This is a genomic window from Helicobacter sp. T3_23-1056 (assembly GCF_053654535.1).
On sequence record NZ_JBSIUU010000002.1, the window covers coordinates 1 to 24,476 of the forward strand.

The following is a 24,476-nucleotide window of genomic DNA, read 5'->3' on the forward strand; positions in this document are numbered from 1 at the left end:
TTTATGTTTAGTTTTTATGTTTAGTTTTTATGTTTAGTTTTTATGTTTAGTTTTTATGTTTAGCGAAGTTGAAATCTATTATCATTGTAGGTAAATCGCAAGGATTTCCCCCTCCCTTGCGGAGGGGGATTAAGGGGGTGGGCAAATCCTAATGAATCGTCATTGCCACGAATTTGCGTTAGCAAATTCGTGGCAATCCACAATCCCAAATTGCCAAAAATAACGCTTTTTGTAGCTTTTTGGTTATAGATTGCCACGAATCTAGTCTTTTTAACAAAAGCCTAGATTCTCGCAATGACGAAAAAGATTCCTCCTTCATCGCAGAATATTCTGCGTTTTGTTCCCCCTCCGCAAATTATAAAATTGTTGCGGAGGGGGTCTAGGGGGGTGGGCAAATCCTAATGAATCGTCATTGCGAGCGTGGCTTATGCCACGCGTGGCAATCTATATTTTTGAAATACTTTGCTTATGTTTAAGTATGATAAACACTCCGTCATTGGGAGCATTGCATTTTTATGCAATGCGTGGCAATCCACAATCCCAAATTGCCAAAAATGACGCTTTTTATAGTTTTTTGGTTATGGATTGCCACGAATCTAGTCTTTTTAACAAAAGCCTAGATTCTCGCAATGACGAAGTCGAAAATTCTCACAATGACAAATAGTATGCGTGGCAATGGCGGAGGCAGAATCATTGCCTACAATGGCGGTGGTAGAATCTAAAATACCCACCCCCTAACCCCCTCCGCAAGGGAGGGGGGACAAGAGGTTTGCAAATCCGCAAAGGGAGGGGGAAAGCAATGCTTGCAATGACGAAAGCGGTGTAATACAGATTTTGCTTACACAACTTGCGACAAATCGCGCTTACGCGCTAAATCGCTACTTCGTAGCTGTGGGCTTGTGCCACGCGGATTTTTCAAATCCGCTCGCAATGACAAACCCACCCCCTTTTATCCCCCTCCGCAAGGGAGGGGGAAAGCAATGCTCGCAATGAGAAAATAAATGCCTAGTATTTCCACACATATTTTATGCTAAAGTTTCTAGCGGGTTCGACTAGGGGGTTTGTGATGCTTAAACCATAAGTAGCATTTACTGCCCCCACAGTTACGGGATTTCGCCCTATGGTGTTAAAAAGATTGGACACGCCAAAGATTAGCTCCATATCTTTCATATATGATTTAAACGCACCTAGCTTTAGCCCTGCGTAAATATCAGTCATTGCATATTCTTTTGTCTTGTATTCTGTCGCACCGCTTGTGCGATTTTTGCCACCATAAAATCGCTCTGTAAGCACGAAATACACCTTATCAAAGTTAAATTTCAAACTTAAATTCCCATAAAGTGGAGCAAGATATGCGATAGGCTTGTTTGCTGTCAAATCCTGCCCATAGTTGTAGCTAAGTGCGTAGTTTAGCATTATCATAGAATCCAAAAAATTATGCCTCCCCTCTAGCTCCGCTCCTGCGATAAACGCTCGCCCGATATTTTCGTAGCGATTGCGCCCGTCTTGAAACAATATGCCTAAAACCATATCTTGATAGTTGGTATAAAATCCCACGATTGAAGCGAAGTGATTTTCGCTAGTAAATCGAAATCCAAATTCTGCGGTTTGGGAGTATTCGGGTTTTATTTGCGGATTTGCAAAAGTAGGCGTGCTAGAAGCAGATGGCGTAGAGCTAAGTCGTGCAGAAGCACCTGGATCTACGAAGTTGTGGCTTACATTGATGACATTGCTGATATAGTCTGTGATAAACCAAACGCTACCAATAGAGCCTGTAAGCGCACCTGTGTGGATAAGCGGATTTTCATCTAGTAGTTTTGCGCTTTGAGCTTCCACTTGTGCTAGTTGTCCATTGTTGTTTATTCGGTTGTTTTCTATATCACTTCGTTTTTTAGAAATCGTAGTTAGCACATAGTCCCCGCGAATCGCACCTGATAAAATCCAATTATCAAACACTTTCCAATCATCTTTTAGAAATAGCGCGAAATTGGTATTTGTATTTGGGCGAATAGTCGTGCAGCTATCCGCTTCGCACTCGCCTTTGTTAGAGCCTAAAAAATTTTGCTTATACGGAGTTAGATTTATGCTACTTAAAATCTCTGCGCCATAGCTAAAATAGTTGTTTTTATAGCGCGTGTCAAAAGCGATTCTACCCCCTACATATTGATTTGCATAGACTTCTTGGTGGATAAAAGTATTTGAATTACCGTATGTTCGTCTATCATTCCACAAGTCTGTATCCCAATATCGATAATACACATAAGCGTCCATATTATCCGCGTATTTTAGGCTTGTCGTGCTTGCTCCAAGTCGCAAGTAATACTCCCCCATAGGATTTTCTCTAAAATAGATTCCATAGTCTGCGCCCGGTGCGGCTGCTAGCCCGCCTGCGCGTGAAGTCTCTATGTGTGAGTAGCGTCCTTGCGCGTAATATCTTGTATTGTTTTTTGTCGTGTAGCCTATGTTAAAATCCGCATTATAAGTGGTGTAGTAGGAATTTTTTGCTTTTAAGTAATGTCCATTTTCTTGGATAGGCGTTAGATAATCCCCGCCATTTCTAGCACTTGCACCGATTAGCAAATCCCAGCCTGCACCTCCACCTAGTATCTCTGCCCTGCCTGCTACGCCGTTATTTACGGAGTTATACTCTAGGGCGCGCACTCTTGCGGTGGCTTTAAAGCTATCGCCTCCTAAGTTGTAGTTGCTTCTGCGGGAGCGAAAATTTACCACGCCATTCATCGCTTCGCTCCCCCACAATGCACTAGCCGCACCGCGAATGACTTCGATAGATTCAAATTGATAGGGGTCTAGCACATTAAATTCTAGTAGGCTTCGTCCTGCAAACCTCACGCCATCTATCATTACTATGGAGCGTTGCGAAGTGGAGTTTTGCCCACGAAATGTGATTTGCCCATTGATTCCCCCGCTACGAGAATACAAAATCCCTGGCACACTCTCTAGCGCGCTTTGTGCGCCACCTAAAGTGGGCTTTTCTAGTAGGGTAGCTTTTTCTACGATAGAGATTTGCTTGCTTTGAAGCTCTAGAGGTAGCTCGCTTTGGGATACTTGGGCGGTTACGCTTACTTTTTCTAGCTCTTTTGCTTTTATGCCATCATAGTTTTCATTGCTAGATTTTAGCGTGTCATTACGCATAGATTGTGCTTGTTCCTGCTGTATATCTTGGTTAGAATCTTTAGATTCTGCATTTTGGGGATTTGTGGCGTTTGGTGTGGATTGCCACGAATCCGCTAACGCAGATTCTCGCAATGACAAATCGTTTTTGTCGTTCTTGTTTTCCTTGTCGTTCTTGCCATTTTTGTCGCTATTGTCATATTGAGCGTAGCGAAGTATCTCTGCATAGCGATATAGTTGCTGTGCTTTCATACTTGCGTTAGGCTCTGCATTTAGAGAACTAAAAAGGCTTGCACTTGTGATAAGTGATACTGAAAAAAGACTTAAAGGCTTCATTGTAAAACTCCTTACGAGATAGATTTTGATGATTTGGCAATCAATTTTCACTCAATTTTTGCTCAATTTTTGCTCAAGTTTCGTTGATGTATAGTGAAAATTGTTACCAATCAACGCAATACTAATCAAAAAAAAAAAAAAAAAACAGCTTAAATTTGCAAATTTTTATCAATTTTTTGGTAGCGTTGTAACGAGATTACTCAAAAAGTATATCTATTCTCAAAATAAGCGTATTTTTAAGACTTAAAAAGCAAGATATTTTGAGAATTTTTGATAAAAATTTGAGTAGTTTTATCGCTTTTTGATTTTTGGCTACAAAAAGCGATAAAAATCTAGCCAAAACCAAAATCACACATTAAGGAGAAAAAATGAGTGTGCAAAACTGCGTCTGTGAGGCACAAGAGAGCATAAGCGAAAATCTAGCTAAGCGACTAAATGAGGCGTATAGTCATAAAGAGATTTTAGCTTTTGGCAAGATAGCGTATATCGATTCTTATGGCTATGAGAGCGATGGAATCTATGAGCATTTTTTGTATAAAAACGCGCTAGATTTTGTGGATTTGTATAGCGATTTTGAGAAATTGGAGCTAGGAAAATACTGCGCTATGGTGCTAGGAATGAGTATCGATGAGGTGGAGCTGTGGCGACATAGAGAGAAGCTATATGAGTTTTTGGATAAAGGCGGGGTGGTGATTAGCTTTTGTCATAACTACACGGGGATTTTGCCAAATAATGCGGGCTATATAAAAAGCGAAGTAGAAATCCGCGATAGAGAAGTAAGGCTAGTGGGACACGCTCTCACAGATGGCGTGCGCGAATATGATATAAACTTCCGCAGAGGCGTGAAAGGGTTTTTTAATCGCGGGTATTTTGAGCTAGGGGAGCACGAAAGCGAGTGCGAAGTCTTTTTGCGTGATAGTGAGGGGAAATGCGTGGGCTATATCGATAGAATATCCACAAATGGCGTGATTGTCGCTACGGCGGGCGCGGATTTGCTGACATTTGGCGTGTTTGAAAACAATAGTGCTAGGAGGCTAGGGCTAAATCTGCTAAGCTGGCTAGGGCGTGAGCTAAAAGCGCGGGAATCCAATCCGTCATTGATAGCTAGGGCAACGCAGCGAGCGAACACACCGCGTGAGCGTGGCAATCCGCACGCTACAAATTGTCATACTGAGGCTTTAGCCGAAGTATCTCAAAATAACCAAAATAGAGATATTTCGCTACCGCTCAATATGACAAACACTAATGCAAGCCAAAGCGGGCGGTTTCACTTTGACGCTAACACCATAAAAGCCCAAAATCCCAAAAACCCACTACGCAAAAATCCTACGCTAAAAAACGCCATCATCACAGGTGGGGCGAGCTATGAGCGCAACTTTTTCTACAACAAAGACGCCAAATACGCGCACTTTTTTGACAAGCGAATCTATCACAAAGACGCGCAAAACACAGATTTTAGCGAGTTTGATTATATCGTCATCGCTTCTAGGGCAAATCCGCGCTTTTTACTGCCTTGCAAAGAGAAGTTTTTAGAGTTTCTAAAAAATGGCGGGAGCATTGTGAGTTTTGGCGAGGTTACGCAGGGCTACCTGCCAAATATCGCGTGGAAAGAATACGGGGTGAATTTTTGGTGGTGGCTCTCTCAAGGCGCGGATATGTCCTTTGAGGTGGGCGAGTATGGCAAAGGTCTTTTTAGCAAAATGGAGCTTTTTGCTGCCAAATGGCACTATCACGGGGCGTTTTATCCACCTAAAGATTCGCAAATGATTTTGGCAAATGAGCTAAATGAAGCGATAATCTACAAAGATACGAGCTTCAAAGGCGGGCTGTATGTAACCTCTCTTGACCCAGATTTTCATTTGGGGCAGGGCTTTATGCCAAAGACGGAGGGGTTTTTTGATACTTTTATGGGGTGGGTTGAGGAGGATATTTTACGCTCTAGAATGTAAAAATTCGTCTTTGGGTAGTCATTGCAGAGATTTGGGAGTTTGCCACAAGGCACGCACGCGTAGTGCGCTAACCCTGTGTCAAACTCCCAAAAACTCCACAAGCATTACCGCAAAATACTAGAATTTAGGTTTTGTAAATGTGCTTATTTTTTTGTCGTTGCGAGTGAGGTGGGCGTGGCAATGACGAAAAAAGATTCCCCTCCACAAAATTATAAAATTGTGGCGGAGGGGGCTAGGGAGGGTTTCTTGTCATACTGAGGGCGTAGCCAGAAGTATCTCTAAACTTCGCAAAAAAGAGATATTTCGCTATCGCTCAATATGACAAAGAAATGTTCGTCATTGCGAGCATTGCATTTTTATGCAATGCGTGGCAATCCACAATCACAAATTACCAAAATAACGCTTTTTGTAGCTTTTTGGTTATGGATTGCCACGAATCTAGCCTTTTTAACAAAAGCCTAGATTCTCGCAATGACGAAAGCGGTGTAATATGGATTGCCACTCGGATTTTATCAAATCTGCTCGCAATGACAAACCCACCCCCTAACCCCCTCCGCAAGGGAGGGGGGACAAGAGGTTTGCAAATCCGCAAAGGGAGGGGGAAGTCAATGTGCGCAATGACTAGATAATTTACCATATTAAAAACATTTGTCATACTGAGGGCGTAGCCCGAAGTATCTCAAAATAAGCAACAAAAATAGAGATATTTCGCTTGCGCTCAATATGACAAAGAAATGTTCGTCATTGCGAGCATTGCATTTTTATGCAATGCGTGGCAATCCACAATTCCAAATTGCCAAATAACGCTTTTTGTAGCTTTTTGGTTATAGATTGCCACGAATCTAGCCTTTTTAACAAAAGCCTAGATTCTCGCAATGACGAAAGCGGTGTAATTATGGATTTTGCTTGCGCAACTTGTGCCCACTTGCGCTTACGCGCTAAATCGCTACTTCGTAGCTGTGGGCTTGTGCCACGCGGATTTTTCAAATCCGCTTGCAATGACGAAAAATACCCACCCCCTAACCCCCTCCGCAAGGGAGGGGGAATGTATAGATTGCTACGATTTTGTAATTTTTAACAAAATCGCAACATCTCACAATGACAAACGGGGCAAAAAGCCTTGCTTGCAAGTGAGAAAAAACAAACTAAAAACAAAATCAAAACAAAGGAAAACAAAATGAAAAAACCTACAAAAAAACTTATGATTTTTGCAATGTTTACACATCTTGCATTTATCGCGCACGCGTTTGGTGCGAGCTTCCCGCTCACGCTCATCGATGATGATGGCGAAAAAGTAACTATCACAAAAGAGCCACAAAAAATCGCAATAGCAGGGATTTGGCCCCTGCCATCTGTGATGATAATGCTTGATAATAGCGCGAAAAGAATCGCATATATGCCACAAGCCTCTAAAAACGCGCTTTTGCATTCCTTTATGATAGATTTTTATCCGCAAATCGCCCAAATCCCCACAGGCAATAGCGAAAATATCGAGGAATTGCTAAACTACAAGCCCGATGTCTTTATCTGCCATAGCGCAAATAAGGCTATTTGCGCGCTTATGCGAAAAAGTGGCGTGCCAACCCTTGCCATAAGCGTGGCAAAATGGGGGTATAACTCACACAAGACTTTGGAGGGGTGGTTTAGGCTAGTCGCACCCCTGCTAGATAAAGAATCTAAAGCAGAGCGTATTTTGCAAGAAATCAAAAAACAAGAGGGGCTAGCAAAGCAACAATTACGCGCACAAAATCTGTCTTTGCAAAAACTGCAAAATCCACAAAATCCACAAAATCAACAAAATCCTAGCGCAAAAAACACGCAAAACTCTAGCGCAAACAAACCACACTCCACGCTAGAATCAAACGCGCTTCCAAAAGCGATTTTTATCCACACTTATGCAAGCGATGAAAAGCTCGTAATCGCGGGCATTTTTGGCAAGTATTTGCTAGATTTTAGCGGTGGGATTCACGCGCTAGATTCCCTGCGGAGCGCGACTACCTCTATCGAGGAAATCTACAAGCTAAACCCTGATATTATTTATATCAACAACTTTACGCCACTTTTGCCAAAGCAGATTTTAGAATCTAAGCGGTGGCAGGGCATAAAAGCGGTGCAACATAAGCGCGTGTATAAACTCCCTCTTGGGAGTTATCGTCCATTTGCGCCGGGTGTTGATTTGCCATTGCTTCTTGCGTGGCTAGGGGCGCATAATGAGGGATTTATAGAATCTAGCAAAGCACATTTAGACAGCGCAAAATCGGTGATAAAAGAGGACTACAAGGCGTATGCGAAATGGTATTACAAAGAAATTTTTGGGCTAGATTTAGATGAAACGCAAATTGACAAAATCTTTAACCCCTCAAGCAAAGCGGGGATTTTGCAATGAAAAATCAACAAGCAAAACATCAAAAATCAAATCAAACAACGATTGCTAGCATTGCCAAAAAAACGGCATTTGTGTATATCGCAAGCATTGTAGCCGTGCTATGTATCGCGTTTGTCGCGCTAGGTGTGGGGAGGTTTTATATCGGGCTAGATGAGATTTTGGCTATGGTTTCAAGGTGGGCTAGCGCGTGCATTGGCAACGAAGTGCAAAATCTAGCTACGCAAGCCCAAAATGTCCAAAATTATGACACGCAATTTTACATAAAAGAATTTGTCCTGCTAGATTTTCGCGCACCGCGAGTGCTACTTGCTATCGTTATGGGAGCGGGGCTAAGTATGGCAGGCTGTGCGTTTCAAAGCCTTTTTAGCAATCCTTTGGCAACGCCTGATATTTTGGGCGTTACAAGCGCGTCTAGCTTCGGAGCGGTGCTAGGGCTTATGTTTGGGTTGAGTATGCTTGGCGTTTTTGCGTTTGGATTTGCGTTTGGGATTGCCTCTTTGCTGCTTGTCGTGGCGGTTAGCTACTCGCGCTTTGTCCCGCTTAGCACCATTAGTATGATTTTGAGCGGGATTATTATCTCCGCGCTGTTTTCTAGCCTTGTCTCGTTAGTGAAATACCTTGCAGACCCGCAAGATACGCTCCCTAGCATTACTTATTGGCTTCTTGGCTCTCTTTCGCGTGTGTGGAGTGGCGAGCTAGCATTAGGCGTAGTCGTGGTGTGTCTTGGCTGTGCGGTGCTGTTTTTAGCGCGCTGGAAGCTAAATATCCTCTCTCTAAGCGAAGAGGAGGCAAAATCTCTAGGGGTAAATCTAAACGCTTTAAGGGCGGTGGTAATCCTCTCTTGCACGCTTATTGTAAGTGTGAGCGTGAGTTTGTGTGGGATTATCGGCTGGGTGGGATTGCTTGTGCCACATATCGCAAGGTTGCTTGTGGGGAGTGAGAGCTCACGGCTTTTGCCACTTAGCGGGATACTTGGCGCGGGCTTTGTCATCATCATAGACACGATTTCGCGCTCATTTAGCGCAAGTGAGATTCCCATCTCTATCCTTACAGCACTCATTGGCGCGCCATTTTTTATCTACATTTTGCATAAAAACAAAGGAGGCATAAAGCTATGAATAAGATGATAAACTCAAAATCTTTGCCAAAATCTAGGCAAAAATCTAATCAAAATTTTGCGCAAGATTTTTCACAAAAAGCGGGGGGAGATTCTAAAGCAAGCGGAGATTTTAAAACAGGGCTAGATTCTAAAACAGAGGGAGATTCTAAAACACCCCTGCTAGAAGTTAGAGATTTATGCTTTTGGCGTTTTGTGGGATTGCAAAAAATGCACATTTTAAAAAACATTAGTTTTTGCCTTGAGAAGGGCGAGATTTTAAGTGTGTTGGGGCGCAATGGCGCGGGGAAAACGACATTGTTAAAATGCCTTTTGGGATTTTTAAAAAGCAGTGGGCATATTTCATTGCAAGGGGTTCATATCACAGAGCTTGGACGCTCTATGTGGGATAAAGTGTCCTATGTCGCGCAGGCTAAGGGCGCAATCCTGCCTATAAGCGCGCTTGAAATGGTGGTGCTAGGGCTAAATAATGCTATTAAATTTCAGCCAAAAGAGGAGCATTTTTCCCGCGCAAGAGAGGTATTAAGCGAGCTAGGAGTAGCCCATCTAGCCGATAAAAACTGCGCTTTACTAAGCGGAGGGGAGCTACAAATGGTGCTTTTTGCCCGTGCTTTAGCCAAACAGCCACAGATTTTAATCCTTGATGAACCAGAATCAAACTTAGATTTTGCGAATCAAAAAATGATTTTAGACACGCTAAAAGATTTAAGCAAACAGGGCGTATCTATCGTGCTAAACACGCATTTCCCAGCCCACGCGCTATTTTTATCGCACAAAGTTTTGTTGCTCTCAAAACTTCGCAATGATAGCGAAGTGGATTGCAACGCGCTCTTTGGCACAAGTGCGGATTTGCTTGACAAATCGCATTTAAGCAAGCTTTATAGCGTGCCTTTAGAGATTTACTCTATGGGGGATAAAGAAAATGGATTTGTGGTGCGGATATAGGATTTTAGATTTTAGGCGTGTTTAGGATTTTTAGCATTTTTTGGATTTTGGGGTTGGATTTTGCTATTTTTTATGTTTTATTTATAAATTGTTTTTTTTTTTTTTTGTCTAATACTTTTTTTGGAAAAATTCATTGCAAAAAATGCCAAAAATGCCAAAAATCGCCAAAATCAATAATGGCAAATGAAAACATAAAAAAGGAGACAAAATGGCAAACTTAAACTTTACTATCGACCAAGATGATGGACTAAATGTGTGGATAAAGCAAACTTTGCAAGATGAGCTAACGGGCGCGGAATTTAGCAAACTTGAGAATGTGCTAGAACATTCCCATTTTAATGTCGCATTAAATTATTTAGAAAATAAAATATCTACTATGCTAAAAGACGAAGCTAGTGGGTTTTTCACCGATGAAGTAGAAGCTATTAAAGCATTGATAGAAAAATCAAAGGAGATTTTACTAGAGCAAGCAGATGGATTGAGTGCTGATGATATACGAGAGATATGCCAAGTAGAGCAAGCCAAAGTGCCCGGTGGGAACTGTAATGATGAGAGTGATGAAGAAAGCAGTGAAAATAACGCCATTGCGATTATGAAATTTTTTCTTACTGGCAAGGAGTTTAGAGCTATCAAAGAATGGCTAGATAGCTCCACAAATGAGATAGAAAATGACTTGCTAGAAAAAATCACAACAACCCTTAAAAAAGGTTTGGAAGCAGCCATTGCTTTATTGGTATTAGTAAGCGTTGGCGGGCATCATTTGAATAGATGATAAATCATAAAGAGGTGCAAATGTCTAAAATATCCTACAAAGCAAAAATCCAAAATCTAAAAGAGATTCTCTCTCAAGGGCTTTTAGAAAAAGAGGAAATCATAGGGTTGGTTTTATTGTGTATGGTGGCGGGGAAATCTATATTTCTCTACGGACCGCCCGGGACGGCAAAAAGCCTCATCTCACGGCGCGTATCGTGTGCTTTTACAAGCAACAAATTTTTTGATTATTTGATGAATCGTTTTAGCACGCCTGAAGAGGTGTTTGGACCGCTGAAATTAAGTGAGTTGCGACAAGATAGGCTGGTGCGAAATATCGATGGATTTTTGCCAAGTGCGGATTTTGCGTTTTTAGATGAGATATGGAAAAGCTCGCCAGCGATTTTAAACGCCCTGCTAACTATCATCAATGAAAAGAAGTTTAGAAATGGTGAGGAAAATATCGATGTCCCGCTTCGTGGGCTTGTAGCTGCTAGTAATGAACTGCCACAAAAAGGGCAAAGTTTGGAGGCATTGTATGATAGGTTTATAATGCGCGTGGTTGTCCCGCCTTTGCAAAAAAAGCAAAATTTTGCTGTGCTGTTGCAAGGTGCGCCACTAAGCGAAAAAGTAGATATACCATCTCATTTGCGATTTGACAATGATGAATTATTGCAAATCAAAAATCAAGCAAAAACCATCAAAATCAATGATGAAGTAATGAGTGTGATAGAGCTACTACGCGCTAGTATCGCAATGTATAACGACAAAAAACCACAAGAAATAGAGCCAATCTATGTAAGCGATAGGCGGTGGCTAGCGATTGTGGAGTTGCTCAAATTTTCTGCATTGCTAAATGATAGGGAGTTTGTGGAATTGACAGATTTGGGGCTTTTGAAATATTGCCTATGGAGTGATGAGAATCACAAAGAGGACATTGTAAAAATGCTCAAAGAATGTATCACAAACTCGCAAGATAGCTCATATAAAGATATTTACGCGGGATTGCAAAATAGCATACAAAGCGCGCTTGGGCAAAAGCCAAAATCTTAAACAATATCTAATAAAAGGAGAAATACAATGGATGGCATAAAAATCACACTTTCACAAAAGCAAATGAAAGAATTGGATAAAATGTTTAGTGGTTTTAATGTGAATAGCTGGTTTAACTCATCACGACAAAATCCACAAGACACTTCAAGTCAAGAAAACACCACTTCGCAAGAACAAAGCACAAAAAAGCCCACACAAAACAAAAAATCAATCTCTAAAGAGCAACAAGAATCGTATATGCAAGATTGCGCTTCTTTGCTTGAGGGGCTACAAAAGCGGCAAGAGCAATGTCGCGCAGAGATAGAAAAGCTCAAAGACAATAATGCGTTTGCGCAAGATGATGATGTGGTGATGCAATCATTGCAAGAAAAATATGAGAATCTAAAACAAATGATTTTAGATGCGCAAAAACTTCAGCACGAACTGCAAAATGCCAATATAAAATCTTAAGATTGACTTATGCAAAAAAATGATGTGGCAGATAGTAAGCCTCAAATATCACAGGCACAACAATCTATACCAAAATCTGCGCTAAAATCTAGTGAGGTGGAATCTGCTTTGGCAAAATCTACAAAATCTAACGGAGCAGATTCTGCGTTGGGAGATTTGGAAGTGGCGGGGAGAGATTTTGGCATTAGTGCTAGTGAGCTGGCTACGCATTGTAGCTATGATTTGCAAAAAGACCCGCTAAATATCGCCCAAGAGCTGCAAAGCAATATCGATAAAACACAAAACAAACTAGAATCTACCCTAAAAAACAAACCCAAAAAACTCAAAGATGAGCAAAAAGAGCTAGAAAAAACCCTAAAAAAGTATGAACATATCTCACAAATCACGCAACAAGATTTTGAGGATTTGCTAAAAACTATCACAAAATATGATGATTTTGGTGAGTATAAGGATTTTTATACACAAAAATTGCAAGAACAGCAACACGATGAAGCAGGCTATAAAGAGCTACTCTCATCAATCTACCAAAACGCGCTTGAGAAATGGAAGCAAAATTTCAACCACAAAATAAAGCAATGGGAGCAAGCAGAAATCGACAAAGCCAAAAAGGACTTGCAAGATAGGACAAAAGAATGGATAGAATTGATGAAAAAATTTGATAGGAATTTTAATCAAATGGGGGAAGGCTCTGAATTGTTTAAAGACTATGTGATGCAAAGCCTAAAAAATGGACTAGCCTCTGGCAAACAAGTCTCTCAATGCGTAAATCCAAACGACTTAAAAAACCAATCAAATCAAATGGAGGATTTTATCAAAAACTTATTTGGTAAAAATGCCGATGGCAAAGGCAAATCCAAAGACAAAGACAATGATGGCGGTGGCGATGACAACGATAAAAACAAAAGTGGCGTCTCAAATAACATAGAAAAACTTAGTAGAAAAATGCTAGATTTTCAAAAATGGAGCAAGATTTTGGAGCGGGACTCTGTAAAAAAGCTCTGCGATATGCTAGGCAAAATCCACAAAGCCCAAAAAAAGCACGAGATGGAAAAATATACTAAAGAAGAGATTTTCCATACCAAAATCCCCACGCCCTATGCCAAAGAGGAAATTAGCGGAGTTACGCTTGGGAGGGATTTGGAAAATGTCCTGCCTCAAGAGCTTGCACTGCTAGATGACAAAGATTTTAGCATTTTGTTTGATTTAAAATTTGCCGAAAATCGCCTATTTTGCTTTGAAAAACAAGGCTACATAGACAATGTAGAATCAAAAACCACCACGCACGAGCGACAAAAAGAAGTCGAGGATAAAAAAGGACCTATTATTTTGTGCATCGATACAAGTGGCTCTATGAGCGGGACGCCCGAGACTATCGCCAAAGCCATAGCACTTTTTATGGCAAAAAGGGCTATGGATACCAAGCGCAAATGCTTTTTGATAAATTTTAGCGTAGGGATTCACACGCTGGATTTGACACCGCCAAATGGACTTTTTGAGCTTATGGATTTTTTGGAAATGAGCTTTAGTGGTGGGACAGACGCGCTTCCTGCTTTGAGGGCGGGGCTTAAAAAAATGCGTGAAGAGAACTACAAAAAAGCGGATTTGCTGATGATAAGTGATTTTATGTTTAGTGATTATAGCTTTGGTAATTTAGCAGGGCAAAAGGGAGCTACAAACAAATGCTACGCGCTATATGTGGGGGATTTTGATAGCAGAAATGCTAAAAAATCAACATTTTTTGATAAGGAATTTTATTATAACAACATTGATAATAGCATCGGGACTTTGAGCGAGATGAAAGAGCGAATTTGATTGGCGTGATTGGCTACATAGCTTAGATTTTTATAAGCGGTGATTTATCAAGCGGATTTGGGGTTGATAGATTTTAGGTGTTTTAGGGAATCTTAATTTTCGTATTTTTACTTGCTAGATTTTGTGTGAAGTTTTTGTGATTTGTGGGGGATTTTGTTTTTAGCCTTTTAGATTCTGTAAATTTGCTTACTTTTGGCTGACAAAAAGCCCAAGCAAAGTGAGAATCCCGCCAAATATGAGATATGGCGTGAGAGACTCGCCCAAAGTGAGCGTGGCGATAAACACGCCCACCACAGGAATCGCATAGATATACGCGCTTGCTTGCAATGTGCCAAGTCGCTTTAGACAGGCATTCCAGCTTAGGTAGCATAGCGCGCTTGCCACAAGCCCCAAAAAGAGCAAGTTTAGCGCGTTTGCGGGATTGCTAAAGCGTGAAGATTCTATAACCTTGCTAAAATCCCCACCGCTTAACTCCACGCTTTGCCACAGCGCAAAAGGAAGCGTGAAAATAATCCCATAAAAAAAGATTTTGCGCGTCATTGCGATAGCATTCTCCTCGCGATACACGCCAAAAAGTCGCTCCAAAATAATCGTATAAACCGACCAAGTAAGCCCTGCTAAAATGCAGAGAAAATCCCCAAATGGCGAGATTTCAACGCTATTTTTGCCATTGAGCACCACAAGCACAATGCCCACAAAGCACAAGCCAAAGCCAAGCGTATAAAATCGCCCAAGCCTTTCGCCAAAGAGAATCCAAGAGAGAAGCGCGGTGGTAATGGGGTTAAACGCGACTAAAAGTGAGGCGTTTGACGCGCTTGTGTAGTTAAGCGCGATATTTTCTAGTAAAAAATACAAGCACGAGCCACTAAGCCCAGCCCCTGCGAATAATAGCTCATTTTTCACACCACGAAAGGCGATGACTTTGCGACACAAAAGTGCGAGGAATATATACGCCAAAAAGAAGCGGATAAAGAGAATCTCCGCAGGCGCAAAATCGCTCAATAACGCCTTTGTCGAGCTAAAAGTGCTCCCCCACACGACAATGGTAAAAATGGCTAAAAAATGCCCTAAGGCGTTTTTAAAGAAATTATGGTTGTGTTTGAAAAAATGGCGTTTGGCAACATTATGCTTAGTGAAATTTTCGCTCAAAGGTTTCTCTTAACTAAAATTTGCGCTTTAGGTTTTTTGCAAAATCTAAGCCAAAATCTTTTCGCCGACTTTGTAGCTCATCACGCAAATCGCATAAATATAAATGCAAATAAGCGTGTTTCTATGAAGCATACTAGAGATTTTGCTAACGATATAAATCCCAACTGCCACGCCTACTAGCGAGGCTAGCCCTATGCTAAGCCCACCTTGTATCACTTCATCGCTTAAAACCCCTGCGCGATATAGCGAGATACTCCCAGAAATCGAGGAAAATATCACAAAAAATAGCGATAAAGGGACGACTTTTTTAGAATCATACCCTAGATAATACGCCAAAATCGGCGCGATAAGTAGCCCCCCTCCAATCCCTAGCGAGATGGCAAATACGCCTGTTATCATTCCTGCACAAACTAAAATCATATTTTTTCTAAATGGCGTGAGAGTGGGTGGGGTAGGGCTTAGCTGTGGTTTGATTTTAAAAGCGAAGCGATAAAAAGCGATGAGGTTTAGACACAAAAAAAGCGCGCTAATGACTACTTCGCTAAGCACGCTTAGCAAAATCCCGCTAAAGCTAGCCCCGATAAGCCCGCCGATACCGATAAAAACGCCGTCTTTTATGTCAAAATTGCGCTTTTTGTAGTTGATAAAAGAGCCAAAAAGAGAGGAAAAAATCATCTGCATTATCGACATTCCAATCGCGTGCGTGATAGGAAGCCCCAAAAATATCATACTAGGCACGATGATAATCCCCCCGCCAATCCCAAAGCTCCCCGCCGCAATGCCCGCGATAAGCCCTACGATGATAAATTTTGCCAAATCCGCAAAATCCATACTGCCAAAAAGATTTTGTGCTATGTCATTGCTAAAATCCATTTTGTTTTTCTCCCATAGTTTTATTCGTAGTGTTTTGATTTGTTAAGATTCTAGCATTATAAAGCGCGAAATTTACAAATATATTTTTAATGTGGTTTTTTGTATTTTTTGTGTTATTGACTTGCCATTTTTGATGATTCTTTTTGGCTACTAAGGGCTACCAAACCACATAATCGCAGGCACGCTAATAGGAAATGTAGCCAAGACTAGAATATGCCCCACACCACCGATATTAAACACAAGATTTACGCTATGGTTTGTAATGCCATTATGATAAAAATCTGCTCGGTATAAAATATCTGCATTGATGAAAGAGTGGCTTTTAAGTATCCCTATGCCAGATTCTACATAGCCACCGCCAAAAGCAGGATTTTTATTCAAAATCCCACCGCCACCTATCGCCAAAGAAACAAATGAAAAATCACTATGTTGCAGATACAAATTTACACCTAGCAAATGTTTTCTATCTTGTTTTGTCATTTTGATATTAGTATATTTTAGTCGCAGACCAAAATCCACAGGACTTTTTGCGCACCAATCTCCATAAAAAAAAATGTTACAAAAAGAATTTACTCCACCACTTACGCCCAAATGCAGATAACCGTTTGATTTGTTTGCACTAGCAGGCGATACATCAAAGCTACTGCCCACATCAAAACTTACTGCATTAAGAAGTGCCAAACTTCTCGCACTTCGCGCATTTATTTTGCCATAATTCAATAAGTCAAATGCACATAGATTTTGTATATTTGGCAATATAAAAACTAACGCAAGCAAAATCCCGCAAAGATTGATTTTGAGTAATTTTTTGTTCATTTTTTTTTTTTTTGCTCAATTTTGTTTGCTAGTGCTATCAAATAGTGTTTGCGCGTTTGCCACGATGTGCAAAACGCGCAAAAAATAAAATCAAGAGTAAAAAAAGTATGATTTTAGCCTTTTTGGTGCTTATACCACGCCTTGGTCTATCATCGCATCGGCTACCTTGCGAAATCCTGCGATATTTGCGCCCATTACGAGGTTTGTAGGCTCTCCAAACTCTTTTGCTGTGTTTGAAGCGTTTTGATAAATATCTTTCATAATTCGGTGCAAATGCCCATCGACATTGTCAAAAGTCCAGCGATTCATACTTGCATTTTGTGCCATTTCTAGCCCGCTTACCGCTACTCCGCCAGCATTTGCCGCTTTGCCCGGTCCATAAGCGATTTTTGCTTTTAAAAACAAATCGATGGCTTCATTGGTAGAGGGCATATTTGCGCCCTCACTTACACATTTACAGCCATTTTCTAGCAAGATTTTGGCATCTTTTGCGCTTAGCTCATTTTGCGTAGCACTTGGAAATGCCGCAAAGCAAGGGATACTCCACACGCCATTGCACCCACTCTCATAGCGATTTGCAGGGGTGTATTGCGCGCTTTTTTTGGCTTTGGCGTAGGATTCTAGGGATTCTCTTTTGACTTCTTTGATTTCTTTTAGCAATGCTAAATCAATGCCATCTTTGTCATATATCATTCCTTTAGAATCGCTTGCAGTTACGGGCTTTGCGCCTACTTGATAGAGTTTTTCTATGGTGTAGGTTGCCACATTTCCTGCGCCTGAAACGGTGCAGATTTTGCCCTCTAGATTTTCGCCCCTCTCTTGTAGCATTTCTTGTGCGAAATATACACAGCCATAGCCCGTAGCCTCAGGGCGCACAAGGCTTCCACCCCAATTTAGCCCTTTGCCTGTTAGCACACCATCAAAGCGATTTACTAGCTTTTTATACTGCCCAAAAAGATAGCCGATTTCCCTCCCGCCTACGCCTATATCGCCCGCAGGGACATCAGTGTGCGCTCCGATATGGCGAAATAGCTCATTCATAAAACTTTGACAAAATCTCATCACTTCGCCATCGCTTTTGCCGTGTGGGTCAAAATCACTTCCTCCCTTGCCACCGCCCATAGCAAGCGTGGTTAGCGAATTTTTAAGCACTTGCTCAAATCCTAGAAATTTTAACATTCCAAGCGTAACGCTAGGGTGGAATCTAAGCCCGCCTTTATAAGGTCCAATCGCAGAATTAAACTCCACACGGTAGCCATAATTTATCTGCACTTCGCCCCTGTCATCTACCCAAGCGACACGAAAAATAAGCGAACGCTCTGGCACGGTTAGTCGCTCCAAAATCTTGTGTTTTTGGTATTTTGACTCTTTGTCAAGTAGCGGTTGGAGCGAGCTTAGAGCTTCGCTTACGGCTTGATGAAACTCACTTTGGGCAGGGTTTTTATCCTGCAATGCCTTGATAATGCGTGATGAATACGACATAGTAACTCCTTATGGATTTTGGTTTTGCTTTTTTGCATTTGCGCTTGCGTTTTTGCTTTGCATTTGCTTGAAAGCTAGGTGCATTATACACAATAAATGTTGGCACACAAATATAATGCCTAAGATTTTGAGCTAAAAACACAAACGCAACAAAAAATAATATAAAAACGCAAACACAAGGTTTATATAAGATAAGGTTTGCTACAATCGCAGTTTTATTTTATTTCCTAATCATTTTAGGGACAAATCAGGGACAAAGGACTTCTATGAAACGAACTTATCAGCCTCACAACACACCACGCAAGCGCACTCACGGATTTAGAGAGCGAATGAAAACCAAAAACGGACGCCGTGTGATAAATGCTAGAAGGGCAAAAGGACGCAAACGACTTGCCGTGTAGGATTTGACTAAAAATCATTTGGTCGTCAAAGTGGCATTAGATTTTGGCTAGATTTTGTGGATAGAGCGCGAAAATAGCCAAAAATGAGCAGAGAAAATATACAAAATGCAAACCCTAAAAACCAAAAAAGAGTTTGACTTTGTGTATAAAAATGGATTTTTGCGCTATGGCAGGGATTTTGCTATATATGTGTATAAAGAAAATCCACAGCATTTGCAATCCAAAAATGCCAAAAATACTTTGCCAAAACAAGCGTTAGATTCCCAAAATGCGACTTTTTCTAAAGAAAATAGCGAGCGTAGCGAATATGACAAGCTAGAGGAAACTAATGATTTTAGAGAATCCAAAGCGATTTCAAAATCTATGGAATCCAAAATCGGCTTAAGCGTTAGCAAAAAAATCGGCAATGCGGTTACTAGAAACAAAATCAAACGCCGTGTAAGAGCGATTTTAAGAGAATGCAGGGATTTTAGAGAGATTGAAAATGGATTTAGGATTATATTTGTAGCAAAAGTGGGGATAAGCGCGCTAAGTTTTGCAGAGCTAAAACATAGCTTTGAATCCACGCTTAGATTTAGCCTAGATAGACTTAGTAGCAATAAATTTGGCTACAAACGCCACACACAGCGCACACAACAAACACAACAAATAAGCAACAAAACGGAGTTTAAAAAAATCTATGACAAAAAATATGACAAAACAAATGACAAATAAAAAAGATTTTAGATTAGATTTTATCGTGCAAGATAGTATTATAGGCTTTGTGCGCGCATCTGTGCCAAAAGCAAAATCTATTTTTTTTAGCGCGTTAAAAATGCTATTTAGGGGCTATAAAATATGTGTTTCGCCATTATTTCCTAGAAGTTGCCGTTTTTATCCTACTTGCTCGCATTTTGCGTATTTGTCTTTTAGGCATTCAAATCCTTTTAGCGCGTTTGTCGCGGTTGTTTTTCGCATTGTGCGTTGCCAGCCTTTTTGTGAGGGGGGGTTTGATTATCCTGTGATTTATGCTAGTTTGGATAGTTTTAGGGATTTTAGAAATCCTACATTTGCCAAAAATCTTAAAATCTCTGCGTGGTTTATCCCGCTAAATCCCAAATCATTATCCCAAAATACAGCTCCAAACAAAATCGATTTTCAAATACACGCTAAAATATCAAAACAACCTTACTTGCTAATCCCAAGCCTAGCATAAAACAACCCACCATAAATAAGGAGAATCTAAATGAGAAAAGATGATATGAATCAACGAGTGCTTTTAGCCGTGCTTATTTCATTTGTATTTATTATTGTGTATAGTTTGATATTTCAAGACCCACAAAAGCAAAAAACCTCAAATGCTTCAAATCCCGCGACTCCAAATCCCGCGCTATCCACCACAGATAGCACCACTCCAAATGCACAAAATCTAGCGCAAAATCCACAATCCCCACAGCCAAATCTTGCCCCAGCTACCCACACAGCTCAAAGCACCGCTCCAGCCACAAAGCGAGACATCATTTCTACCATCACTTCAAATGGCGTGGAGGTGCAAATCGATGATTTAGGCAGGATAGCCCAAGTCTATCTAAAAGACAAAAAATTTACCGCTCCCAAACAAGAGGGGATTTTTACGCATTTAGGGCGTTTGTTTGGGCTTGCTAGCACGCCAAATGCGCCGTTAGAAAAATTGCCACTTTTATCGCCAAACGCTGTTTTTCCGCTAGAGATGCGCTTTGAAGACGCCACGCTTAATATCGAGGCTACGCAGACTCCATACACCGCTTCGCTAAAATCCATTTCCCTAGATTCTACACAAAATCAAACCCTAACACTAATCCAAAAACTCTCCACCCTAACCATCACCAAAACCATAGAATTTATCTACGATGAAGATGGGCTAAAATACAAACTACACATAGCCCTAAGCACGCCAAAAGTGTATTTTTTATCAAGTGGTTCTCGCCCCATAGCCGATGATGATGGCTATGCCTTTCACGGCGTGGTGCTAAAACAAGGCGGCATAAATGGCGTAATCGAAAAAATCGAGGACAAAGACGCCAAAATCGAAGGGCAAAATTTCTCTCAAGTCCCCTTTGTGTCCGCTTCGGATAGATATTTCACTACACTACTTTTTAGCCGTGAGGATAGCGGGCTAGCGGTGCAAGTGCTAGGCACAAGCGATACCAAAAATCCTATCCCCTACATTATTTTAGCTTCTGATACCGCGCTAGAGGGCTATGTAGGACCAAAAGATTATAGGGATTTGGCAAAAATCTACCCCGTGCTAACTGATGTGGTAGAATACGGGCTTATCACATTTTTTGCAAAACCTGTGTTTTTGTTGCTTGATTGGCTTTATGTTTTGCTAGGGAATTGGGGTTGGGCGATTATTGGCGTTACGCTTGTGGTTAGAATCATTTTATTCCCGCTTAGCTACAAGGGCATTATGAGTATGCAACGGCTAAAAGATTTAACCCCCAAAATGAAAGAAATCCAAGAGCAGTATAAAGGCGACCCGCAAAAAATGCAAGCCCAGCTAATGCAGCTCTACAAAAAGCACGGAGCAAATCCGCTAGGTGGCTGTTTGCCCATTATCTTGCAAATCCCTGTGTTTTTTGCGATTTATCGTGTGCTGTATAATGCCGTAGAGCTAAAAAATAGCGAATGGATTTTTTGGATATACGATTTATCGGTTATGGACCCGTATTTTATCCTGCCGATTTTGATGGGCGTGAGTATGTATATACAGCAGATTTTGACACCAAACACCCTAGACCCTATGCAGGCTAGAATCTTTAAACTTTTGCCCGTGATTTTTACCATTTTTCTTATCACATTTCCTGCGGGGCTTGTGCTTTATTGGACGGTAAATAATATTTTTGCAATCCTTATGCAAATCGCTATAAACAAAATCATCGACAAACAAAAAGCACAAGCTATCTTAGAGCATAAAGAGCACAAGAGCACAAAATCTACACCAAAATCTACACAAGGAGAAAAGAAATGACAAAAGTAAGCGCAAGCACCCTGCAAGAAGCCCTCTCAAAAGCAGCCCTAGAGCTAGAATGCTCTGTAACCGAGCTAGACTATGAAGTAGTCCAATACGAATCAAAAGGCGTGCTAGGGCTAGGCAAAAAAGACGCCATAATCATCGCAAATGTAAAACACGCACAAGCCTCTAAAAATGCGACCCCATCAAATTCTCAAACCCCAAATATGCCCACTTCAAATACCCAAAATGGCACGCAATCTAGCACACAATTCACGCAAAATCCACAGCCAAACACAAATGATTTTGCTAAAAATCCCGCTCAAAATCTTGCCCAAAATCCTTACCAAAATCCTGCCCAAAATCCCTACGCGCCACCAAGACAATCCCAAAACCAAAATCCACAAAACAACCCCACCCACAAACACTACGAACATCAAAACTACCAAGACGACAAGCAAATGGAAAGCAAAAACGAGCAAGAATCAAGCTTTTTTGACGCTTCAGAGTTTATCAATGATTCTAAGCCTAGCAAGCCAAATACCGCTAGCTACTATACCAATGGAGGCTATGAGATAAACACTAGCACGCCCACCACCGAAAAATTTCAAACCAAAGAAGAAGTAGCAGATGAAATCACAAAACTTATCCAAGAAATGCTTAGCTACACGCCTTATAAGATTGATAATGTCAAAGTCAGTTTTTATGACAACCAAACGCTTTCAATCTACATTGATGGCGAGGATTCTGCTTTGCTTATCGGTGAGAGGGGCTATCGCTACAAAGCGATTTCGTATTTGCTGTTTAATTGGATTCAGCCTACTTATGGATACAATATCCGCCTAGAAATCGCACAATTTTTGCAAAATCAAGAAGACGCTATTGATGCCTACTTGGTGGGAATCATAAATGAAGTCCGCAGAGAGGGCAGAGCACAGACTAAGCCATTAGATGGGATTTTGGCATTTATCGCGCTTAAAAAATTGCGAGAGCAATTCCCCGATAAATACATTTCTTTTAGGGAAAATCCACAAAATGAGCGATACATCATCATCAATGATTTTTATCACTAAGCGTTTTATCCCTTAAAACCGCGTAAATAGGCTAATCGCCACAACGCCAAAAGCTAGCCAAATGACAAATCTAGCCCTATCTTTGCGTCCTAAAAATCTACAAGATTTTGTCGGACAAAGCCATATTTTTGGCAGTGGCAAACCCCTCTATGAAGCCCTAAAATCAAAAAAATTGCCTCATTGCTTTTTTTATGGCACGCCGGGCAGTGGCAAAACCACTCTAGCTAGAATCATCGCTAGCGAGCTAGGAAGCGATTTTTTAGAATTTAACGCGACAGATTTCAAGCTAGAATCCCTGCGCGTAAGGCTAAAACCTTACAAAGACGCGCTTATTATCCCGCTAATTTTTATCGATGAGGTTCATCGCCTAAGCAAGACACAACAAGAGGCTCTTTTGCCTATTATGGAGGAGCGTAGGGCTATCGTGCTAGGGGCTAGCACGCAAAATCCATTTTATACCCTTACCAATGCGATTCGCTCTCGCAGTATGCTTTTTGAGTTTAAGCCGTTGAAAAATTTTGAGCTAGAGCACATTCTCACAAAGGCGTTAGAAACCTTAGAGATTTACATAGCAGAATCTAGCCAAACAAATGATTCTAAACCTAGCCCAAAATCAAACGCAAACTCTAGCCTAAAATATGCCAAATCCATCGACAAAGACGCCTTTAGCTATATCATCTCAAGCAGTGCAGGGGACGCCCGCGCTATGCTAAACCTACTAGAAGTCCTAGCCCTAAGCCCCAAAATCACGCTAGAAAATGCCAAAGCCCTGCGACCTTTTAGCCTAAATGATGGCGCAAGCGAAGATGACACGCATTACAACCTAGCTTCAGCCCTTATAAAATCCATTCGCGGAAGCGATGTAAATGCTAGCATTTACTACCTAGCTAGGCTTATCACAGGGGGGGAAAACCCAGAATTTATCGCTAGAAGGCTTGTGATTTTGGCAAGTGAAGACATAGGCAATGCCAATCCAAACGCGCTAAATCTAGCCACCTCCACCCTCATAGCCGTAGGCAAAATCGGCTACCCAGAAGCACGCATTATCCTCTCTCAATGTGTGATTTTCCTAGCTTCCTGTCCCAAATCAAACACCGCTTACAAAGCCATAGACAAAGCCATAGAAGCGATAAATGATGGAGAGATTTTGCCTATTTCGCCACATATTTTGCCTCATTCCAAATCCTACAAATACCCGCATAATTTTGGTGGGTGGGTAGAGCAAAAATACCTTACCAAAGATTTGCATTTCGTAGAATCCACGGCTAAGGGCTATGAAAAAACGCTAAATGAATGGCTAGAAAAAATCAAACAAAGCAAGTAATAAACGCGCAAAAAGTGAAGTCTCTAAACCAAAAAAAAAAAAAAACGGCTATAATTTGGGCTTTGTTTTTTTGGTTTTTAAGGGGTTTTGATTCTGCGATTTTTATGCGCAATTTTTAGCATAATTTTTAACTACAAAAAAATATAAGGAAAAGTATCGATGAAAAAATCTAGCGTGATTTATGACTATCTTATCGTAGGGGCGGGGCTTTTTGGCTCTGTGTTTGCTTATGAGGCAAGCAAAAGAGGCAAAAAATGCTTAGTGATTGACAAGCGAAGCCATATCGGTGGGAATTGCTACACGGAGAGCTTTATAGATTCTAGCGTAGATTCTAGCAAATCAAACGCAAATTCTAATTTGGTTTTTGGCGCAAATCCCAAAAACGCGAATCCACAAGGCACAAATCCAAACGCCAAAATTATAAATATCCACAAATACGGCGCACATATTTTTCACA

General features: G+C 41.1%; 26 protein-coding genes and 1 pseudogene. 19 read left to right on the forward strand and 8 right to left on the reverse strand.

Going from position 1 to position 24,476, the window contains the following annotated elements; all coding sequences use genetic code 11:
- Nucleotides 1-59: 59 nt before the first annotated feature.
- A complete protein-coding gene (locus ACWIUO_RS01095; protein WP_454176109.1) occupies nt 60-257 on the reverse strand; it encodes a hypothetical protein in 198 nt (65 codons plus the stop codon).
- Between ACWIUO_RS01095 and ACWIUO_RS01100 the strand changes: the two genes are divergently transcribed.
- Both ACWIUO_RS01100 and ACWIUO_RS01105 read left to right on the forward strand, forming a co-directional pair.
- Nucleotides 240-383: a hypothetical protein gene (locus ACWIUO_RS01100; RefSeq protein ID WP_454176110.1), complete on the forward strand. Its 144-nt coding sequence runs from the start codon at nt 240-242 to the stop codon at nt 381-383. The genes ACWIUO_RS01095 and ACWIUO_RS01100 overlap by 18 nt on opposite strands.
- A gap of 29 nt (nt 384-412) precedes the next feature.
- On the forward strand, nt 413-664 hold the full coding sequence (locus ACWIUO_RS01105; protein WP_454176111.1) for a hypothetical protein: 252 nt from the start codon (nt 413-415) through the stop codon (nt 662-664).
- A 341-nt stretch (nt 665-1,005) separates the two neighbouring features.
- Here ACWIUO_RS01105 and ACWIUO_RS01110 read toward each other — a convergent pair whose 3' ends face one another.
- Nucleotides 1,006-3,468, reverse strand: coding sequence for a TonB-dependent receptor (locus ACWIUO_RS01110; RefSeq protein WP_454176112.1), 2,463 nt, complete (start codon nt 3,466-3,468; stop codon nt 1,006-1,008).
- Between the two features lie 368 nt (nt 3,469-3,836).
- Between ACWIUO_RS01110 and ACWIUO_RS01115 the strand changes: the two genes are divergently transcribed.
- Both ACWIUO_RS01115 and ACWIUO_RS01120 read left to right on the forward strand, forming a co-directional pair.
- On the forward strand, nt 3,837-5,417 hold the full coding sequence (locus tag ACWIUO_RS01115; protein ID WP_454176113.1) for a hypothetical protein: 1,581 nt from the start codon (nt 3,837-3,839) through the stop codon (nt 5,415-5,417).
- 75 nt (nt 5,418-5,492) lie between these two features.
- The gene (locus ACWIUO_RS01120; RefSeq protein ID WP_454176114.1) at nt 5,493-5,675 is read left to right on the forward strand and encodes a hypothetical protein; all 183 of its coding nucleotides are present in this window, start codon (nt 5,493-5,495) and stop codon (nt 5,673-5,675) included.
- A gap of 130 nt (nt 5,676-5,805) precedes the next feature.
- Here ACWIUO_RS01120 and ACWIUO_RS01125 read toward each other — a convergent pair whose 3' ends face one another.
- Entirely contained in the window at nt 5,806-6,072 is a 267-nt protein-coding gene (locus ACWIUO_RS01125; protein ID WP_454176115.1) for a hypothetical protein, read from the reverse strand.
- Between the two features lie 108 nt (nt 6,073-6,180).
- On the opposite strand from ACWIUO_RS01125, the gene ACWIUO_RS01130 reads away from it, so the two are divergent.
- The 8 genes from ACWIUO_RS01130 to ACWIUO_RS01165 all read left to right on the forward strand — a co-directional run bounded on the left by ACWIUO_RS01130 (nt 6,181) and on the right by ACWIUO_RS01165 (nt 13,930).
- Entirely contained in the window at nt 6,181-6,495 is a 315-nt protein-coding gene (locus ACWIUO_RS01130; protein ID WP_454176116.1) for a hypothetical protein, read from the forward strand.
- A gap of 99 nt (nt 6,496-6,594) precedes the next feature.
- Complete coding sequence (locus tag ACWIUO_RS01135) at nt 6,595-7,803, forward strand: ABC transporter substrate-binding protein (protein ID WP_454176117.1); 1,209 nt, start codon at nt 6,595-6,597, stop codon at nt 7,801-7,803.
- Nucleotides 7,800-8,921, forward strand: a complete 1,122-nt coding sequence (locus tag ACWIUO_RS01140; protein WP_454176118.1) for a FecCD family ABC transporter permease — start codon at nt 7,800-7,802, stop codon at nt 8,919-8,921. The genes ACWIUO_RS01135 and ACWIUO_RS01140 overlap by 4 nt, the downstream gene beginning before the upstream one ends.
- Nucleotides 8,918-9,865 (forward strand): ABC transporter ATP-binding protein, encoded by a 948-nt coding sequence (locus ACWIUO_RS01145; protein WP_454176119.1) that lies wholly within the window; start codon nt 8,918-8,920, stop codon nt 9,863-9,865. The genes ACWIUO_RS01140 and ACWIUO_RS01145 overlap by 4 nt, the downstream gene beginning before the upstream one ends.
- 208 nt (nt 9,866-10,073) lie before the next feature.
- Nucleotides 10,074-10,637, forward strand: coding sequence for a hypothetical protein (locus ACWIUO_RS01150; protein WP_454176120.1), 564 nt, complete (start codon nt 10,074-10,076; stop codon nt 10,635-10,637).
- 20 nt (nt 10,638-10,657) lie between these two features.
- Entirely contained in the window at nt 10,658-11,668 is a 1,011-nt protein-coding gene (locus ACWIUO_RS01155; protein ID WP_454176121.1) for an AAA family ATPase, read from the forward strand.
- Nucleotides 11,669-11,695: 27 nt separating this feature from the next.
- Nucleotides 11,696-12,118, forward strand: coding sequence for a hypothetical protein (locus ACWIUO_RS01160; RefSeq protein ID WP_454176122.1), 423 nt, complete (start codon nt 11,696-11,698; stop codon nt 12,116-12,118).
- 9 nt (nt 12,119-12,127) lie between these two features.
- Nucleotides 12,128-13,930: a hypothetical protein gene (locus ACWIUO_RS01165; RefSeq protein WP_454176123.1), complete on the forward strand. Its 1,803-nt coding sequence runs from the start codon at nt 12,128-12,130 to the stop codon at nt 13,928-13,930.
- Nucleotides 13,931-14,116: 186 nt separating this feature from the next.
- Here the strand turns inward: ACWIUO_RS01165 and ACWIUO_RS01170 are convergent, their stop codons facing one another.
- From ACWIUO_RS01170 to ACWIUO_RS01190, 5 genes are all read right to left on the reverse strand, one after another.
- Complete coding sequence (locus ACWIUO_RS01170; RefSeq protein WP_454176124.1) at nt 14,117-15,079, reverse strand: DMT family transporter; 963 nt, start codon at nt 15,077-15,079, stop codon at nt 14,117-14,119.
- A 45-nt stretch (nt 15,080-15,124) separates the two neighbouring features.
- Entirely contained in the window at nt 15,125-15,910 is a 786-nt protein-coding gene (locus ACWIUO_RS01175; protein WP_454176281.1) for a sulfite exporter TauE/SafE family protein, read from the reverse strand.
- Between the two features lie 192 nt (nt 15,911-16,102).
- Nucleotides 16,103-16,768 carry a hypothetical protein gene (locus ACWIUO_RS01180; protein ID WP_454176125.1) on the reverse strand — a complete coding sequence of 222 codons (666 nt, stop codon included), beginning with the start codon at nt 16,766-16,768 and terminating at the stop codon, nt 16,103-16,105.
- Between the two features lie 129 nt (nt 16,769-16,897).
- A complete protein-coding gene (gdhA, locus tag ACWIUO_RS01185; protein ID WP_454176126.1) occupies nt 16,898-18,250 on the reverse strand; it encodes an NADP-specific glutamate dehydrogenase in 1,353 nt (450 codons plus the stop codon).
- The gene (locus ACWIUO_RS01190) at nt 18,210-18,356 is read right to left on the reverse strand and encodes a hypothetical protein (RefSeq protein WP_454176127.1); all 147 of its coding nucleotides are present in this window, start codon (nt 18,354-18,356) and stop codon (nt 18,210-18,212) included. The genes gdhA and ACWIUO_RS01190 overlap by 41 nt, the downstream gene beginning before the upstream one ends.
- A 160-nt stretch (nt 18,357-18,516) precedes the next feature.
- Here ACWIUO_RS01190 and rpmH point away from each other — a divergent pair, with 160 nt between their 5' ends.
- From rpmH to ACWIUO_RS01225, 7 genes and pseudogenes are all read left to right on the forward strand, one after another.
- Nucleotides 18,517-18,651 (forward strand): 50S ribosomal protein L34, encoded by a 135-nt coding sequence (gene rpmH / locus ACWIUO_RS01195; RefSeq protein WP_034560283.1) that lies wholly within the window; start codon nt 18,517-18,519, stop codon nt 18,649-18,651.
- Nucleotides 18,652-18,756: 105 nt separating this feature from the next.
- Entirely contained in the window at nt 18,757-19,365 is a 609-nt protein-coding gene (gene rnpA / locus ACWIUO_RS01200) for a ribonuclease P protein component (protein ID WP_454176128.1), read from the forward strand.
- Entirely contained in the window at nt 19,331-19,846 is a 516-nt protein-coding gene (gene yidD, locus ACWIUO_RS01205; protein WP_454176129.1) for a membrane protein insertion efficiency factor YidD, read from the forward strand. The genes rnpA and yidD overlap by 35 nt, the downstream gene beginning before the upstream one ends.
- Nucleotides 19,847-19,876: 30 nt before the next feature.
- Nucleotides 19,877-21,640 (forward strand): membrane protein insertase YidC, encoded by a 1,764-nt coding sequence (gene yidC / locus ACWIUO_RS01210; RefSeq protein ID WP_454176130.1) that lies wholly within the window; start codon nt 19,877-19,879, stop codon nt 21,638-21,640.
- The gene (locus ACWIUO_RS01215; RefSeq protein ID WP_454176131.1) at nt 21,637-22,695 is read left to right on the forward strand and encodes a Jag N-terminal domain-containing protein; all 1,059 of its coding nucleotides are present in this window, start codon (nt 21,637-21,639) and stop codon (nt 22,693-22,695) included. The genes yidC and ACWIUO_RS01215 overlap by 4 nt, the downstream gene beginning before the upstream one ends.
- A gap of 61 nt (nt 22,696-22,756) precedes the next feature.
- Entirely contained in the window at nt 22,757-24,019 is a 1,263-nt protein-coding gene (locus tag ACWIUO_RS01220; RefSeq protein ID WP_454176132.1) for a replication-associated recombination protein A, read from the forward strand.
- A 159-nt stretch (nt 24,020-24,178) separates the two neighbouring features.
- Nucleotides 24,179-24,454 (forward strand): annotated as a pseudogene (locus tag ACWIUO_RS01225) (FAD-dependent oxidoreductase); the annotation flags it as partial.
- Between the last annotated feature and the right edge of the window lie 22 nt (nt 24,455-24,476).